A 16759-nucleotide genomic window follows, 5' to 3' on the forward strand; every position below is an offset into this window, starting at 1 on the left:
CATATGAAATCCGGGGGATCGGGCGGGCGCCCGACAGTGGCGATCCTCGGCACCCGCGGGGTGCCGGCGGCGCACGGGGGGTTCGAGACGCTGGCGGAGCGCCTCGCGCTGGAGCTCGTGGCGCGCGGCTGGCGGGTCGAGGTCTATTGCCAAGTGCGCGAGCCGGCGCCCCCGATGGTCTGGCGCGGGATCCTGCTGATCCCGGTCGCGGTCCGGGGCGACGGCGCCGTCTCGACGATCGTGTTCGACCTGAAATGCACCCTGCGGGCGGCCTTCCGGCCGGCCCTGCCCCTCGTGCTCGGCTACAACACCGCGGTGTTCTCGCTGCTCTACCGGCTGACCGCCAAGCGCAGCGTGATGAACATGGACGGCATCGAGTGGAAGCGCGACCGCTGGTCGAAGCCCGCCAAGGCCTGGTTCTGGCTGAACGAGCGGCTCGGCAGCCTGTTCTCGACCCACCTCGTGGCGGACCATCCGGAGATCGCCCTGCACCTCGCCCGCCGGACCTCGGCCGCCCGGATCACCACCATCGCGTACGGCGCCGACCCGGTGCTGGAGGCCTCGACCGAGCCGCTGGCGACGTTCGGCCTGCGCCCGCGGGATTACGGCCTGCTGATCGCCCGGGTGGTGCCCGAGAACCTCGTGCTCCAGATCGTCCGGGCCTGGAGCGAGGTCCGGCCGGGCCTGCCGCTGCTCGTGCTGGGCAAGCTCGCGGAGTCCGACCCGTACCACTGCGCCGTCCGCGCGGCGGGCGGGCCGGACGTGATCTTCGCCGGCGCGATCTACGAGGCCGAGCGCGTGGCCGCACTCCGCTTCCACGCCCGGTTCCACATCCACGGCCACACCGTTGGCGGGACCAACCCGTCGCTGGTCGAGGCGCTGGGGGCGGGCTCGCCGATCCTCGCCCACGACAACCCGTTCAACCGCTGGGTGGCGGGGCCGCAGGCGCTGTACTTCGGTGACGAGACCGAGCTGCGGCGGGGCATCCTCGGCCTGGTCCGGGCCGGGCCGCGCCGCCTCGCGGTCATGGGCGAGGCGTCCCGTCGCCGCCACGGCGAGGCGTTCACGTGGCGCGGCATCTTCGACGCCTACGAGCGCGTCCTGCGCCGCCAGCTGGCGCCCAGGCGCCAGGGCCGGGAGGCACGGCCGGCCGTCCGCCGGGAGCACGGGCGCGCGTGAGGCGGGCACCGGCCCGGCGCTTCCGGATCTAGCGCCCACGGCCCGCCTCCGGGCCGCGCCTGCCGCTGCGGAGCTGCCGCTGAACCAGCATCGTCACGGTGCCGGCCGGGACGTCCCGGAGGCTGCAGACCCCGATCCCGATCGTCGCGCCCGCGCCGATGGTCACCGCCCCCTGCACGGCGGCGTGCGCGCCGACCACGGCGCCGTCGCCGAGGCTGGGGCCGTCGGCGGGGAACGGCTGGCTCGGGAAGACCCAGTCCCGCGGACCGACCAGGGTGCCGGGCAGGAGCGTCAGGTCGGCGCCCCCGGTGCCGCAGAAGGCGACTCGCGCCGGATGCGGCACGAACAGCCCGGGCCCGAGGCGCGAGCCCGGATGCAGGCAGGCGCCCGTGAGCCGCAGGGACAGGTCCGCAACCAGGGCGGCGCAGCGGCGCCAGCCCCGGCCGTGCAGCAAGTGCGCGGTCCGGTGGAGGATCGCCACCTGCATGGCCGGCAGCGTGAGGTGCATCGCGCGCCGCAGCCGCGAGGTCGGCTTGCCGCCCGTCGTCTGGCGCAGGACGCGGGCGAAGTCGGCCGCCAGGAGGCGCCGCAGGCCCGGCAGGGTGACGTGGTCGGTCATCGGGCTGCTCACGCCGCGACCCCCCGGCCGGGAAGCGGCCGCCAGGGCTGCGGCATGACCTCCTCGTCGGCCTGGACGGGCTTGAGGATGATGGTCCGCGGGCCGATCCGGGCCCGGTCACCGATCGGCACCGCGCCGAGCACGATGGCGCCCGCCTCCAGGACGACGTCGTCGCCCAGCACCGGCAGGCCGGGGCCGCCGCCGATGTCCTGGTCGGGCTCCTTCAGCAGGCCGCCGATGGAGGCCTGGATCCCGAAGGCGGCGTCGCGGCCTACCGCGCCGGCGATGACCGTCCCGTAGGGCTGCGGCAGGAACAGGCCGCCGGCGATGCGGCTGGAGGGCGGGATGTCGGCGCCCGTCCACCAGCCGTTCACCAGCCACAGCAGCCACGCCGCCATCCGCCAGCCGCGCTCGTGGGCGTAGCGGGACAGGCGGTAGAGCCAGACCGCGTGGTAGCCCCGGCGGAGGCGTGCCGGTCCGCCGCCGCGGCGGCGCCAGTGATCGCGGTCGGCGGACAGGGCAGCCCGCACCTCGACCCACCGGAGACGCCCCGCCTCCGCGTCCGCTCCGCGCGAGAGACACAGATCCGGTCCAGCGGCTGTCTCGGACATACGCAGTCCTCCGGTTTTTCCCAACGCGACAACTCTGCAACCATAAATTGAGCTTGCGGTTGCAAGCCATACGCAGCCTGCCACGATGCAATCGTAGGTCGCAGTTTTCAGTCAGGCTTCACCGAGAGATGCTTCGCTTGGTAAACCGATTGTCGGGACGGAGGCGCGCCGGCGGGCTGCGCTACGGCGCGAACCTGCTCGGGCAGGCGGCGGGGCGCGGCGTCTATCTCGCGGCGGGCTTCGCGGCCTTCGTGATGGTCGGTCATTTCGCCGGCCCGGCGGCGCTGGGCCGCTACGGCCTCGCCCTGGCGATCCTCGCGGTGGCGCTGATCGCGGCGGATTTCGGCACCACGCTGACCTTCGGGGCGCGGCTCGGCGCGGTCGGGCCGGAGATGCGGGCGGCGGAGTTCGGCCGGATGCTGTCGGCGCGCCTCGTCCTCGGCCTCGGGACGGGTGCCGCACTCCTCGGCGTCCTGCCGATGCTGCCGGACGCGATCCGGCCCGCGCTGGCGCTCGCCGCCCTGCTGATGCCGCTCGCGGCCGCCCGCTTCCTCGACGCCCTGTTCCAGGTCTGCGGCCGGCCGGCTTGGTCCGTCTGGCCGTCGCTCGCCAACGCCGCCCTGCTGATCGGCGGGACGGCACTCGCGCTCTGGCTGCAGCTTCCGGAGGCGGCGCTCAGCCTCGTGGCGGTGGCGGCCGGCATCGCGTACGGCGCGGTCGGGCTGGCGCTGGCGCTGCGCCTCGTGCCCGCCCGTCCCGCCTCGCTGCCGCACGCGCTCGCGACGATCCGGGCCGCGGCGGGGGTGGGCGTCTCGAACGCCCTCGGCTCGCTCAACGGCCGGATCAGCCTGATCATGCTGGCCGCCTTCGCGGGCGCGGCCGAGCTCGGCCAATTCACGGCCGGCTTCCGGTTCTTCGAGCTGGGCGCCGCGGTGGCGATCACCCTGTGCGCCCCGCTGGTGCCGGTCTTCGGGCGCGCCGTCGGGCCCCTGGTCGACGGACGGTCGCGCGCCGGCACGACCGCCCTGCGCGCGCGGGTCCGCGGCGCCCTGGTCCCGATCCTCGCCGCATCCTGCGCCGGAGCGGTGGCGACCTGCGCCCTCGCGGAGCCCCTGGTGCGCCTCGCCTTCGGCCCGGATTTCGGCGGCGCCGTCCCGGTGCTGCGCATCGCCACCGGGATGAGCGTCCTGCTGATCGCCGCCACGATCCTGTTCGCGGGCCTCGTCCCGCTGGGCCGGACCGGCTTCGCGGTGCGCGGGAGCGCGGCGGCCTGCGCCACGAACCTCTTCGCCTGCACGCTGCTGATCCCCTGGGATCCGCTCCTCGGCGCGGGCCTCGCCGCGCTGCTCGCCGAGGCCGCGATGCTCGGCGTCCTGGCGCAGGCCTTCTGGCGGGAGGCCGGACCGCCCCTCGCCCTGGCCGACGTGCCGATCCTCGCCGCGCCGGCCCTCCTCACGGCCCTCGCCTGGGCCGCCGGTCCCGCCGCCCTGGCGCCCGCGGCGGTGCCCGCCGCCGCGGTCCTCTCGGCCGCCCTCGCGGGGTGGCTGTGCCTGCGCCGCGCCCCGACCGATCCCCTCGACCTCCCGCTCCCGGAAGCCTCCTCATGAGCGATCGACCCGTGCTCTCGGTCATCATCCCGACCTACAACCGCGCCGACACGCTGCGTCTGTGCCTGAGGGCCTTCGACCGGCAGGAGACGGACGCGCCCTTCGAGATCGTCGTCTGCGACGACGGCTCGACCGACCACACCGGGACGGTCGTCAGCCGTGCCGTCGCCACGGCCCGGATCCCCGTGGTGCACCTGCGCCAGGAGAATGCCGGGGCGAACGCCGCCCGCAACCGCGCCATCGCGGCGGCGAGGGGCGAGCGCCTCCTGATCGTCAACGACGACACGATCCCGGTCCCGAGCCTCGTCGAGGCGCACCGCCTCGCCCACGCCCGGCGGGGCGGCCGGGAGACCGCGATCCTCGGCCGGATGACCATCGACCCCGCCCTGCCCTTCTCGCCCTTCTCGGCGCTCCACCACGACGCCTCCTACGACGCCCTGGCGGGCCGCGACGAGGTCGGCTGGGACGCGTTCCTGACCTGCAACGTCAGCGTCGACCGACGCTTCCTGGAGGAGGCGGGCGGCTTCGACCCGAAGCTGTTCTGGCACGAGGACATCGAGCTCGGCGAGCGGCTGGCCCGGCGCGGCATGCGCCTGTTCTACGCGCCCGAGGCGCTGGGCTACCACCACCACCTGCTGGACGAGGCGGCCTACCTGCGGATCGCCGAGCGCGAGGGCGCGGCGCTGGTGCTGTGGTACCGCAAGCGCCCGGACCTCGTGGCGGATCTCGGCCGGCTCGGCCTCGTCGGGCCGCCGCCGCTGGGCGCGGCGGCGCGCCACCGGGTCGCCGACCTCGCCATGCCGCAGGCGCTCCTGCCCGGCTGGCAGATGGCGGCGCGCGCGCTGACGCGGATCAGCCCCGAGGCCGGCCGCAGCGTGTGGCGCCGGCTGTTCCAGCGGCGCAAGCGCCTCGCCATCGCCCGGGCGCTCGCGGCATGAAGTGGCCCCGCACGGTCCTCGTCGGCGCCCTGTCGGCGCTGGTTCTGCCGATCCTGGCCGCCTGCGGGCCGGCCGGCGCGCAGGTGCAGCAGAACATCCTGGTCGATCCCGCCGGCGGCACCAAACCCGGCTACACCACGGTGGCGGGGCTCGCCGACGTGCCCTTCGCCAATCTCGGTCCCGGATCGAGCGTGCTGGTCCGCGGCGGCAGCTACGGCGACGTCGTGTTCGTCGGGTCCCGCGGGACCGCGGCGGCGCCCGTGACGGTGGCCGCAGAACCCGGCACGCAGCCGCGCCTGTCCAACTCCGTGGTGTTCGAGAGCGCCACCTACGTCACGGTCACGGGCCTGACCGTGCAGGGCGCGGTGAATTCCGGCTTCATCATCCGTCGGGGATCGAGCCACGTCACGGTCGCGGGCTCGACCGTGTCCCGCTCCGGTCTGGGGATCTGGATCGGCGACGGCGCCGGGGCGGGTCACCGCATCACCGGCAACACGCTCGCCGACAACCAGACCCACGGCGTGGCCGTCGACGTGATCAACGCGCCCGCGGAGGATCCGAGCTACATCCTCGACAACACCGTGACCGGCAACGGCATCCACGGGATGGAGATCAACGGCTCTGGCTACGTCGTGGAGGGCAACCGCGTCTCGGGCAACGGCGTGGGGATGTCGGGCACCTCGGGCATCCACGTCTTCGCCAAGGATGCCGCCCAGGACGCCGGCGACCGCAATATCATCCGGTACAACATCGTCACCGGCCAGAAGGAGACCACCGGCCAGGACGGCAACGGCATCCAGATCGACCAGTGGTGCGACGGCAACATCGTCGCGTTCAACGTCGCGGCCGACAATGACGGCGCCGGGATCAACCTGTTCGACGCCGGCTCCAACACGGTGGTGAACAACACGACCACCGGCAACATGCGCGATTCCGGCGGCAAGCACGTCTATCGCGGCGAGATCGTGCTGGCCTCCGACTACACCAAGCAGGTCGACCGCACGTCGAACAACCGGGTGCTCAACAACATCGCCTACGCGACCCGGCCGAACGTGGCCGCGATCGTGGTCGAGGCGACCACCACCGACAACAACAACGCGATCGGGCCGAACTTCGTCGGCAGCGCCGTCGGCGCCCCGCTCTACCGCTGGGGCACGCAGGCCACCGGCGACGGGGCGAACCTGCCGCTCAACGGCCAGGGCCCCGACCTCACCGGCACGCCCGCCTTCCGCGACCCCGCGAACCCCATGGCCGGCGGGCTCGCCCTGACGGCACCTCCGGACCGCGCCGGCATCCCGCTCGGCGCCACCCGCGACATCGCCGGCCAGGCCTACGCCCCCGGCGAGGCCCCGACCTTCGGCGCCTACAGGAGCCCGTAACATGCTTCGCATCGGCATCGACGCGCACGTGCTCACCGGCAAGCCGCAGGGCAGCCGGACCTGGCTCGTGAACATCATCGGGCGAGCCGCGGCCCGACACCCGGACGCCACCTACGTGGTCTATTCCGGCGATCCGGAGGCCTGCGCCCGCATCGTCTCGGGCAACAACATCGAGCATCAGAGGCTGCCCCGCGTGCCCGCGACCGTGCGGCTGACGCTGGTCTGGCCATGGCTGTTCCTGCGCGACCGGCTGGACACGCTGCTGACTACCTACATCGCCCCACCGTTTGTGCCGGGCGACCGGCAGGTGGTGGTGGTCCACGACATCCTGTTCGAGACGCACCCCGAGTTCTTCCCGTGGTCGATGCGCTGGCGCAACAAGATCCTGACCCGGCTCTCGGCGCGGCGCGCCAAGCTGGTCCTGACCATCTCCGACTACAGCCGCGACTCCATCGCCAACGTCTACGGCATCGCGCGGGAGCGCATCGCCGAGGTGCGCTGCGGCTCCACGCCGCCGCAGGTGGTCACGGAGCGGACGCCGCTCGCCGACGGGCGCCCCTACCTGCTGATGGTCGGCCGGCTGGAGCCGCGGAAGAATCTCGGCCTCGTCCTCGACGCATTCGCGCGGCTGCCGCAGGGCGCGGCCCGGCTGATCGTGGTCGGCAAGGGCGACGGCGAGCGGCCCGAGACCCTCGACCGCCTCGCCCGGACGCCGGACGCGGTGCACATCGCCGGCATCGACGACCGGGGTCTGTCCGACCTCTACGCCCGGGCCGCCGCCCTGGTCTTCCCGAGCCGCGGCGAGGGCTGGGGCATCCCGGTGCTCGACAGCCTCGCCCGGGGAACGCCCGTCATCGCCTCGAGCCTGACGGCCATCCCGGAAGCCGGCGGCAGCGCGGCGAGCTACTTCGACCCGGACGCCCCCGACCGGGTCGACCGTCTCGCGGAGCTGATGGGCGCGGCGATCGAGGGGCGGCTGCCCTTCGACGCCTGCGCCGCGCGGGCCCACGCGGCGCGCCACGACTGGGACGGGCCGGCCGCCACCTTCGTCGACCTGATGCGCCGGAGCTTCACGGCCCGCACGCATCTGCGCGACCTGATCCTGGCCGCGCCGAACCTGCGGGGGTGACGCGCGGGGTGACGCGGGAGGGCGCCGCCGCTCGGCCTAGCGCGCGGCCCCGAGCGCGCCGACGGCGGGGCTCTCCGGCCCCTCGTCGGCGATGGGATCCTGGATCAGCGTCCAGTAGCCCAGGGCCGCCACCAGGGCGATCACGGCGCCGGTGATGAAGGCCATGGAGAAATGGCCCGTGCCGCCGACGATGAAGCCCGTCACGGTCGGCGCCAGGGCGCCGCCGATGTAGCCGCCGAAATTCTGCATGGCGCCGAGCGACGCCGTGCAGCTGGCCGGCGCCGCCACGGAGGCCATCGCCCAGGCCGACGACGAGCTCATGTAGACCAGGAACAGCGAGGCCGAGATGCAGGCGATCGCGAGGGTGTCGCTCGGCGTCAGCGCCGCCACCACCGTGAAAGCGGCGGTCGCCACCAGGGAGCCGACCATCGGGATCTTGCGGCTGCGGATCGGGTCGACGCCGCGGCGGACGAGGACGTCGACGACGCGGCCGCCCAGGATCCCGCCCAGCACGCCGAAGGCGAAGGGGATCGAGCCGACGAGGCCGGTCTTCTGCAGGGTGAAGTGCCGCTCGATCTCGAGGTAGCTCGGCAGCCACGCGGTGTAGAGCCACGTCATGTAGATGCAGCCGAAATAGCCGACGATCATCCCCCAGCTGGTGCGGAACCCGAAGAGCCGCCGCCACGCGCTCCAGGTGACCGCGCGGCTGGCGTTCGGGACATCGCCCTCCTCCAGGAAAGCCCGCTCCCCCGGCGTCAGGTCGGTCTCGCGCGGGTTGCGGAACACGAGGTAGACGATCGCCGCGAGGACGAGGCCGGCCGCGCCCATGATGACGAACATCGCCCGCCAGCCGAAGCTCACCATCAGGAAGGTCAGCAGCGGCAGGGCCAGGAAGGTCCCGAGCGAGGAGGCGCAGTTCCAGATCCCCGTGGCGGTGCCGCGCTGGCGGATGTTGAACCAGTCGCGGGAGACGCGGGCGCAGGTCGGGAAATGCGGCGCCTCGCCGATTCCGAGGACGATCCGCGCGCTCACGAACTGCCAGAACGACGTCACCGCGCCGCCGAGCATCTGGCCGAAGGACCAGCAGGTCAGGCCGAGCGTCAGCGTCAGACGCGGGCCGAGCCGGTCGGCGAGCGCCCCGGCCGGCAGCTGCGCGAAGGCGTAGGCCCAGAGGAAGGCCGAGAGCAGCAGGCCCATGTCGGGGATCGAGAGGCCGAGATCCTCGCGGATCAGCGGGTTGGCCACCGCCAGGGTGGCCCGGTCGACGTAATTGACGACGCCCGCCGTCACCAGCAGGGCGAGCGAGATCGTCTGGATGCGGCGCACGCGCGGCGTTGCGGCCAGGGCCATCGTGTCCTCCCCGAATGACGGGCCCCTTGGGGGTCTCCGCGGCCGGCCGGTCCTTCGCGACTCGTGGCGGCCTCGCAGCATTCTGCACCGAACGCCGCCGGACGGAAGGCCCGCCGCCCCTCGCCTCGCGGCGCCGGGCGTCGTAGACGGGCCGCTCCGTCACCCTCCGAGTCCGCCCGTTGCGCCTGATCCAGATCACCCACCACGACCTCGACGGCTACGGCGCCTCGACGGTCGCCGCCGCCTGCGCCCCGGTCGAGCGCGTCGTCCACGTGCCCCGCTACAGCGATGTCGGCCCGGTCTTCGAGGACGAGATCCGGCGCCTCGGCCGCGCGGCGGAGCGCGAGATCCTGCTGATGACCGACCTCGGCCTGGAGGAGCAGACCATCGCGGGCCTGAAGAAGTTCGCCGCGATGAACCGGCGCCGCGAGGACGGGCAGAAGCACCGCCTCGTGGTCCTCGACCACCACGCCTCCTCCCTCGACCAGATGCGGCGCCTGGGCCTGGACGCGGCGCCCGACGCCGAGCGGCCGGCGCTCCACCGGATCGACCTGGGCGACCCCGAGATCGCCGTGCTGATCGAGGACGACATCTGCGCCACGCGGATGGCCTTCGAGCACCGGGCCCTGTTCGCCGCGCACGAGCCCGCGACCGACCTGTCGAGCCTGCTCACCGCGGTCGACGCCCTCGACCTGTGGCGCAAGGAGAGCCCCGCCTTCCGGGGCGGCCTCGCCCTGGACGAGCTGTTCTGGGAGGTCGTGTCGAGCTACGTGCCGGTCGGACATCCCTGGCACGACCGGTTCGTGTCCGAGATCCTGCTCGCGGCCGCCGCCGCCCTGCGGGACGGGGCGAGCCCGGCCGAGCTGGAGCGCCGCGCCTCGGCGCTCCGCGCCGGCGTGGTCGACACCCTGCTGCGCGACGCGCCGGACGACGACCCGGCGCTGACGACGCGCATGCGGCTCGCCCGGGCGCTCGCCCGCTCGGATTCCCTGTTCCGCCCGCTGAAGGACGGCACGCTCCTGTCCTTCGCCCTCGATTCGGGCACCTTCCAGCGGGTCTCCGACCTGATCATGGACGCGGGCCGGGCCAAGCGCGTGGTCAACGTCCAGCGGATGGGCACGCTGTCGTTCCGGTCCAACGACGGCACGGCGCTCGACGGCGCCCGCCTGTTCCGCGGCGGCGGCCACCGCGACGCGGCGGGCGGCCGGCTCCAGAGCGGCTCGGCCTTCTCGATGGCGGACGCGATCGCCCAGGTGGAGCCGGTACTGAACCCGGAGAAGCCCGCGGGTTCGGACAGCCCCTTCGCGGCGCTGAAGAACTGGAAGGGCTGAGCGACCGGCCGCCCTGCCCGTGCGGGCGCGGCCGGCCTAGAGCCGGAAATCCTCGCCGAGATAGAGCCGGCGCGCGTCCGGGTTCGCCACGATCTCCTCGGGCGTGCCCTCCGTGAGGATGCGGCCGGAATGGGCGATGTAGGCGCGGTCGATCAGGCCCAGCGTCTCGCGGACGTTGTGGTCGGTGATCAGCACGCCGATGCCGCGCTGCTTCAGGTGCTTCACGAGGTCCTGGATGTCGCCGACCGCGATCGGGTCGATGCCCGCGAAGGGCTCGTCCAGCAGCATGAAGGTCGGCGACGAGGCGAGCGCCCGGGCGATCTCGCAGCGCCGCCGCTCGCCGCCCGAGAGCGCGATCGAGGGCGACTTGCGCAGGCGCGCGATGTCGAACTCCTCGAGCAGCGAGTCGAGCTTGCGCGCGCGCGCCTTGCGGTCCGGCTCGACCACCTCCAGCACCGCCCGGATGTTGTCCTCCACGGTGAGCCCGCGGAAGATCGAGGCCTCCTGCGGCAGGTAGCCGATCCCGAGCCGCGCCCGCTGGTACATGGGCAGGTGCGTGATCGGCAGGCCGTCCAGGGTGATGTGGCCGCGATCGGCCGCCACCAGCCCGGTGATCATGTAGAAGATCGTGGTCTTGCCGGCGCCGTTCGGCCCGAGCAGCCCGACGGCCTCGCCGGTGCGCACGGTGAGGCCGGCCTCGTGGACGACCGTGCGGGCGCCGTAGCTCTTGCGCAGGCCGCGCACGCTGAGGATGCCGAGACCGCCCTCCTCGGCCGCGGACCAGCCGTCGGCCTCGGCCGGCTGTTCGGCCTGCCGCGCGCGCCGGCCGAACAGCCGGCCGAGCCAGCCCGTCCGGGCCGGCTCCTGCGGGCCCGCCTGGAACGCCACGGCGCCGCTCAATCGACCTGCGCCTTCGGCCTGGGCGGCGGCTGGCTGCAGCCCTTCGCCTTGCCGTCCTTGGCGTCGGACTTCTCGCCGGGCACGAACAGGGCCGAGACGCGGCCGCCCGCCACCGGGTCCATGTTCGCGCGCCCGGTGTTCATGTCGTAGACGAGCCGCTGCCCCCGGGTGACGTTCTGGCACTGGCTCAGGACGACGTTGCCGGTCAGCACGATCCGCTTGGCGTCCTGGTCGAACACCGCGTGATCGCCCGTGGCGACCTGGTCCTTCTGCACCACCGTCACCGGCCCGGCGCAGTCGACCTTCTGGATCCCGTTCTCGGCGGGGTTCCGCGGCGCCGCGTCGGCGCCCTCGTCCCGCGCCTCAGGCTTGGCATCGCCCTTGGCGCCCTTGCCCGGCGCGTCCTTGCCCGGCGCGTCCTTGCCGCGCTTGTAGGTCACCGTCATGGTCGAGCAGCGGATGGTGCTGTCGCCCTGCACGGCCACGACGTTGCCGGCGAAGACCGCCTTGTTCTCCCGGTCGAACACGTCGAGCCGGTCGGCGTCGATCTTGATCGGATCCTTGCCGCCGCCGCCGATATTGCCGAAGGGCGAATCCTTGCGCGCCGGCTTCTCGGCCAGCGCCGGACCGGCGAGGACCAGCCCGGCCGCCAGGGCGGCGCAGAGGAGGCGGGCGGCGCTCATCGGGCACCGTCCGCGGCTTCGGCGTCCGAGGTCAGGATGCGGGCCTGGGGCTTCTCCCCCGGCGCGTCGCTGACGATGACCACGTGGACGTTGCCCACGAAGGAGATCCGCTTGCCGTTCTCGACGACGTCGAGGGTGTCGGCCTTCACGTTGGCCCGCGCGCTCGAGACGGTGACGGGCTCCTGCGAGCTGATGGAGCCGGTCTTGAACGCGACGGCGGCGGAGCGCAGGCGCGCCTCCTCGCCCTTGTCGGTCCAGATGCGGATGTCGTCCTTCAGGTCGAGCGCCTCGCGGGCGGTGTCGAACAGGCCCGACGTCGCCGAGAGGCGGGCGATGCCGCCCTGGTCGTCGGTGGCGATGTGGCCGCGCATCTGCTGCAGCTCGATCTGGCTCGGCTTGCGGACATCCTGGAGGGCGGCGTCGGCCGTCACCTCGTAGCCGCGCGTGCCCTGGCGGAAGCCCGAGAGCCGCGGGTTCTCCATGCGGACCTTGGAGCCGGCCAGCGTCACCGGGCCGACCGAGACGCCCGGCAGCTGCGCCGCGAAGGGATTGAACAGGTAGCCCAGCAGCAGCGCCACCGCGCCGCCGGCGACCACCGGGATCAGCCGGCGCATGGTGCGCACGCGTCCGCTGTGGCGGTACGCCCGGGCGTGGGCCCGGGTCCGCGCCGCCGCGACCGCCTGTCCGTTGCCGGCTTCAGCCTCGACCGGGTTCATGCAGCGTCCGTGAGGCGCGCCCGAGGCGCGCGAGAGGGTTCGGCTCAGACGCCTGCGGCCCCCACCGCGCCCGCGCCTTCGGCCGGGCAATGATCCCGACCGGTGGCGAAGTTATGGCTCGACCATTTCCGAATGATCAACCGAACCCACAATCATCCCGAACGGATGTGTGTGGAGACACACGCCGCGCGTGCCGTCCTAGCAGCGCGCGGCGCGGGTCTCCGTAGTCCTACGCGCCCCGAGCGGCCGCGAGCGCCGCCGCCACCGTGCGGGCGAAGGCCGCTGGGTCGCGGGGGCTGTCGCCGTCCTGGATGCGGGCGAGGTCGAGGAGCGTGCCGGCGGCCGGCGGCACCTCCGATTCGGGTGCCGCGGCCAGCGCCCGAATCAGCGGGTGGCGCGGGTTGATCTCCAGGACCGGCTGCCCGGCACCGGCCCGCCCGGCCCGGCGCATGAGCCGCTGCATCTGCAGGTCGGGTCCGCCGGTGCCGGCCGAGAGGACCACGGCCGAATCGACGAGCCGGTCGGTGGTGCGCACGTCCGAGACCTCGGCGCCGAGGGCCGTCTTCACGGCGGCGACGAAGGCGTCGATGCCCTCCGGCGCCTCCGGCTGCTCGCCCTCCGGCGCGAACTTCGACAGGTCGAGGCCGCCCTTGGTGATGGAGCGGAGCGGCTTCTCGTCGAAGGTGCCGAGCTGATCGGGCCAGAAGGCGTCGACGTGGTCGGAGAGGAGCAGCACCTCGAGGCCGCGGGCCCGGAAGCCCTCAAGCTGCGGCGACGACTTGAGCGCCTCGGCGTCGTCGGCGACGAGGTAGTAGATCGCCTCCTGGCCGTCCTTCATGCGGGACACGTAGTCGGGCAGCGAGGTCCAGCCCTCGACCGCCGAGGAGCGGAAGCGCAGGAGCGGCGCGATCTCGCCCCGGCGCTCGAAATCCTCGTAGATGCCCTCCTTGAGGACGGGGCCGAAATTCTCCCAGAAGGACTGGTAGCCCTCCGCGTCCTTGGCGCGGGTGGTGAGTTCGGAGACGACGCGCCCGGTGACCGCGCGGCGGATCCGGGCGAGCGCCGGGGTCGATTGCAGCATCTCGCGGGAGACGTTCAGCGGCAGGTCCTCGGTGTCGACGACGCCCTGGACGAAGCGCAGCCACGGCGGCAGCAGCTCGGCCTCGTCGGTGATGAACATCCGCCGGACATGCAGCCGGACCTTGCTCTGCCGCTCGTTCTCGAGGGCCTGGAACGGCTTCGAACCGGGGATGAAGAGCAGCGCGGAGAACTCGAGCTGCCCCTCGGCGCGCCAGTGGAGCGTCGCCCACGGCTTGTCGAAGTTCATGCCGATGGAGTGGTAGAATTCCTCGTACTGCTCCTCGGTGACCTCGGACTTCGCCTTGCGCCAGAGCGCGGTGCCCTGGTTGGCCGACTCGTCCTTGCCGTCGCGCACGACGGCGATCGGCACCGTGATGAAGTCGGCCCATTTCCGCACGAGATGGTCGAGACGGTAGGGCTCGAGGTACTCGTCGGCATCCGCCTTGAGGTGCAGCACGATGTCGGTGCCGGGCTCGGTCCGCGTCGCCGGCTCCAGCGTGTAGCTGCCCTGTCCCTCCGAGGCCCAGGTCCAGGCCTCGTCGCTGCCGGCGCGGCGCGACGTGACGGTGACGCGGTCGGCGACCATGAAGGCCGAGTAGAAGCCGACGCCGAACTGGCCGATCAGGCTCGGCCGGTCCTCGGCCTTGGCGGATTCGAGCGTCTGCGAGAAGGCCCGCGTGCCGGAGCGCGCGATGGTGCCGAGGTTGGTGGCGAGATCCTCCTTGGTCATGCCGATGCCGGCGTCCGACACGGTCAGGGTCCGCGCCTCCTTGTCGGGCGCGATGCGGACCTTGGCGTCCGGCGGCAGCGCGCTCGCCGCCGAGGTCAGGGCCTCGAACCGCCGCCGGTCCATGGCGTCGGCCGCGTTGGCGACGAGTTCGCGCAGGAAGATCTCGCGGTCGGAGTAGAGCGCGTGCACGACGAGGTCGAGGAGGCGTCCCACCTCCGCCCCGAATTCGTGCCGCTCGATCGTCTCGCTCACGGGTGATGCCTCCGCTGTGGGGAAATTGCGGTGGCGATATGCTGGCGAACGGGGCCGTTTTCAATGCGAAAGACGGCCGGCCCCGGCCTCCGACGCGCGCCTCGGGCAGCGTCCCTGCGCGCCGCGGCCGGTCAGATCTCGATCTCGGTGCCCACCTCGACGATCTGCCGGGTCGGCAGGCCGAAATGGGCGCCGGTGCGCTCGGCGTTCCGCTTCATGAAGGCGAACAGGCCCTCCCGCCACGGCGCCATGCCGGGATGGGTCGGCGACGGGATCACCACCTCGTGGCCCACGAAATACGTCATGTCCTCCAGGTATTCCGGCGGCAGCAGCCCGCTCGCCACCGCGCATTGCAGCCCCTCGGGGATCGAGGCGGTCTGCATGAAGCCGTAGCGCAGCACGACGCGCTCCATGCCGGGCGTGTACTTCGAGATCGCCTTGCGGATCCCCTGCGCCACCAGCGTGACCTGCGCCCGCTCGCTCGCCGGGATCACCGGCTCCTCCTCGTAGACGACGGTGATCAGCAGGATCCGCTCGTGCAGGCAGCGGCTGCGCTCCAGCAGGCGGCCGAGCGCCATCGGGATGCCCTCGGTGGCGGCGGTCAGGAAGGCCGCGGTGCCGGGCAGCGTCACCGGCGGGTGCGAGCCGAGGCTGGAGAGGAAGGAGGCCTCGGACATGCGCATGGTCTGGCGGACGGATTCGAGGACGTGGTTGCCCTTCATCCAAGTCAGCATCAGGAAGGCCACCACGCCGGCGAGCAGCAGCGGAAACCAGCCGCCCTCGAACAGCTTCACGCTGTTGGCGGAGAAGAACACGAGGTCGATGCCGAGGAAGAAGCCGTTGACCGCGAGGACCAGGACCGGGTTGTAGCCCCAGCGGAGCGCGATCAGCGCGGCGAGCAGCGTGGTGATGCCCATGAGCGCCGAGACCGCGATGCCGTAGGCGCCGGCCAGGGCGTCGGAAGAGCCGAACACCACAACGGCCGTCAGGGTCGCCACGGCGAGCAGCCAGTTCACCGCCGGCACGTAGATCTGGCCGCGCTCGTCCTCATCGGTGTGCACCACCCGCATCATTGGCATGAAGCCGAGCTGGATCGACTGCTGGGTGAGCGAGTAGACGCCCGAGATCACCGCCTGCGAGGCGATGACGGTCGCCATCGTGGCGAGCGCCACCAGCGGGTAATGCGCCCAGTCCGGCGCGAGCCGGTAGAACGGGTTCTCGATCGCGCTCGGGTCGGCGATGATCAGCGCGCCCTGGCCGCAATAGTGGATCAGCAGCGCCGGCAGCACGAGGCCGAACCACGCGATCCGGATCGCTGGGGCGCCGAAATGGCCGAGATCGGCGTACATCGCCTCGCCGCCGGTCACCGCCAGGAAGGCCGCGCCGAGCATCAGGAAGCTGACATGCCAGCCGGCATGGATCAGGAAGTCCACCGCCCGGAACGGGTTGGCCGCCGCCAGGATCTCCGGCGCGTGCAGGATGCTCGGGACCGCGAGCAGGACCAGGACGACGAACCAGACGAGCATGACCGGTCCGAACACCCGACCGATGGCGGCGACGCCCTTGTGCTGGACCAGGAACAGACCGACCAGGATGGCGAGGGTGATCGGCACGACGTACGGCCCGAGTGACGGCGCGTCGATCTTCAACCCCTCGATCGCCGACAGCACCGAGATCGCCGGCGTGATCGCGCCGTCGCCGTAGAGCAGGGCCGCGCCGATCAGCCCGACCACCAGCAGCAGCGCCTTCCACGTCCCCGGCCGGGCGTGCCGCGCGCCGAGCAGCGCCAGCATGGCGACGATGCCGCCCTCGCCGCGGTTGTCGGCGCGCAGGATCAGCACCGCGTATTTCAGCGACACGATCAGGATCAGCGACCACAGGATCAGCGACACCGCGCCGGTGGCCGCCGCAGCAACCGAGGCGCCGCCGGCGGTCGCCGCCTTCACGGCCTCCTTGAACGCGTAGAGCGGGCTCGTGCCGATGTCGCCGTACACGACGCCCAGCGCGCCCAGCATCAGCGCGCCGCCGGGCCCGTGCCGGACCGCGCCGGGCTTGCGCGCCACCGGCGCCGCCGGACGATCGACCGCCGGGGCAGCCGCGGAAGGCAGGGCTTGGCTCACGGTTGGGTCCGGTCGATGGCGTCGCGGTTGGCCGAAATCTTAGCGAGTCGGTCGCGCGGCGATAGACTCGGCAGATCTCCCGAGCGACCGCGGCGAAGACTTGTCACCCGAACGTGATGACAGTCGAGCGACCGC

The 16759-nt window shown here is 72.8% G+C and carries 14 protein-coding genes; 6 read left to right on the top strand and 8 right to left on the bottom strand.

Annotated elements, in window-relative coordinates:
- The first annotated feature begins 3 nt into the window (after positions 1-3).
- Positions 4-1179: a DUF1972 domain-containing protein gene (locus C4T42_RS06515; protein ID WP_244603178.1), complete on the top strand. Its 1176-nt coding sequence runs from the start codon at positions 4-6 to the stop codon at positions 1177-1179.
- A 28-nt stretch (positions 1180-1207) separates the two neighbouring features.
- Here C4T42_RS06515 and C4T42_RS06520 read toward each other — a convergent pair whose 3' ends face one another.
- The gene (locus C4T42_RS06520; RefSeq protein WP_103984897.1) at positions 1208-1798 is read right to left on the bottom strand and encodes a serine acetyltransferase; all 591 of its coding nucleotides are present in this window, start codon (positions 1796-1798) and stop codon (positions 1208-1210) included.
- A gap of 8 nt (positions 1799-1806) precedes the next feature.
- Positions 1807-2328 carry a serine acetyltransferase gene (locus C4T42_RS06525; RefSeq protein ID WP_244603179.1) on the bottom strand — a complete coding sequence of 174 codons (522 nt, stop codon included), beginning with the start codon at positions 2326-2328 and terminating at the stop codon, positions 1807-1809.
- Between the two features lie 209 nt (positions 2329-2537).
- Between C4T42_RS06525 and C4T42_RS06530 the strand changes: the two genes are divergently transcribed.
- The 4 genes from C4T42_RS06530 to C4T42_RS06545 are packed head-to-tail and all read left to right on the top strand — an operon-like array spanning position 2538 to position 7462.
- Entirely contained in the window at positions 2538-4016 is a 1479-nt protein-coding gene (locus C4T42_RS06530) for an oligosaccharide flippase family protein (RefSeq protein WP_103984899.1), read from the top strand.
- A complete protein-coding gene (locus C4T42_RS06535) occupies positions 4013-4954 on the top strand; it encodes a glycosyltransferase (protein WP_103984900.1) in 942 nt (313 codons plus the stop codon). Before C4T42_RS06530 ends, C4T42_RS06535 begins: the two co-directional genes overlap by 4 nt.
- A complete protein-coding gene (locus C4T42_RS06540) occupies positions 4951-6333 on the top strand; it encodes a right-handed parallel beta-helix repeat-containing protein (RefSeq protein WP_103984901.1) in 1383 nt (460 codons plus the stop codon). The genes C4T42_RS06535 and C4T42_RS06540 overlap by 4 nt, the downstream gene beginning before the upstream one ends.
- Before the next feature lies 1 nt (position 6334).
- Positions 6335-7462: a glycosyltransferase family 1 protein gene (locus C4T42_RS06545; protein WP_103984902.1), complete on the top strand. Its 1128-nt coding sequence runs from the start codon at positions 6335-6337 to the stop codon at positions 7460-7462.
- A gap of 36 nt (positions 7463-7498) precedes the next feature.
- On the opposite strand, the gene C4T42_RS06550 is transcribed toward C4T42_RS06545, so the two are convergent.
- A complete protein-coding gene (locus tag C4T42_RS06550) occupies positions 7499-8812 on the bottom strand; it encodes an MFS transporter (RefSeq protein WP_103984903.1) in 1314 nt (437 codons plus the stop codon).
- 179 nt (positions 8813-8991) lie between these two features.
- Here C4T42_RS06550 and C4T42_RS06555 point away from each other — a divergent pair, with 179 nt between their 5' ends.
- A complete protein-coding gene (locus C4T42_RS06555) occupies positions 8992-10143 on the top strand; it encodes a dimethylmenaquinone methyltransferase (protein ID WP_091977711.1) in 1152 nt (383 codons plus the stop codon).
- Between the two features lie 36 nt (positions 10144-10179).
- On the opposite strand, the gene lptB is transcribed toward C4T42_RS06555, so the two are convergent.
- The 5 genes from lptB to C4T42_RS06580 form a co-directional block, all read right to left on the bottom strand.
- Positions 10180-10977: an LPS export ABC transporter ATP-binding protein gene (gene lptB / locus C4T42_RS06560; RefSeq protein ID WP_234082960.1), complete on the bottom strand. Its 798-nt coding sequence runs from the start codon at positions 10975-10977 to the stop codon at positions 10180-10182.
- Positions 10978-11039: 62 nt separating this feature from the next.
- A complete protein-coding gene (locus C4T42_RS06565; RefSeq protein WP_100250704.1) occupies positions 11040-11726 on the bottom strand; it encodes an LptA/OstA family protein in 687 nt (228 codons plus the stop codon).
- On the bottom strand, positions 11723-12442 hold the full coding sequence (gene lptC, locus C4T42_RS06570; RefSeq protein WP_042671243.1) for an LPS export ABC transporter periplasmic protein LptC: 720 nt from the start codon (positions 12440-12442) through the stop codon (positions 11723-11725). Before lptC ends, C4T42_RS06565 begins: the two co-directional genes overlap by 4 nt.
- A 229-nt stretch (positions 12443-12671) precedes the next feature.
- On the bottom strand, positions 12672-14504 hold the full coding sequence (gene htpG, locus C4T42_RS06575) for a molecular chaperone HtpG (RefSeq protein WP_103984904.1): 1833 nt from the start codon (positions 14502-14504) through the stop codon (positions 12672-12674).
- A gap of 131 nt (positions 14505-14635) precedes the next feature.
- Positions 14636-16519: a KUP/HAK/KT family potassium transporter gene (locus C4T42_RS06580; protein WP_244540712.1), complete on the bottom strand. Its 1884-nt coding sequence runs from the start codon at positions 16517-16519 to the stop codon at positions 14636-14638.
- Positions 16520-16759: the final 240 nt, after the last annotated feature.

The organism is Methylobacterium sp. 190mf (assembly GCF_900107945.1).
GTDB lineage: Bacteria > Pseudomonadota > Alphaproteobacteria > Rhizobiales > Beijerinckiaceae > Methylobacterium.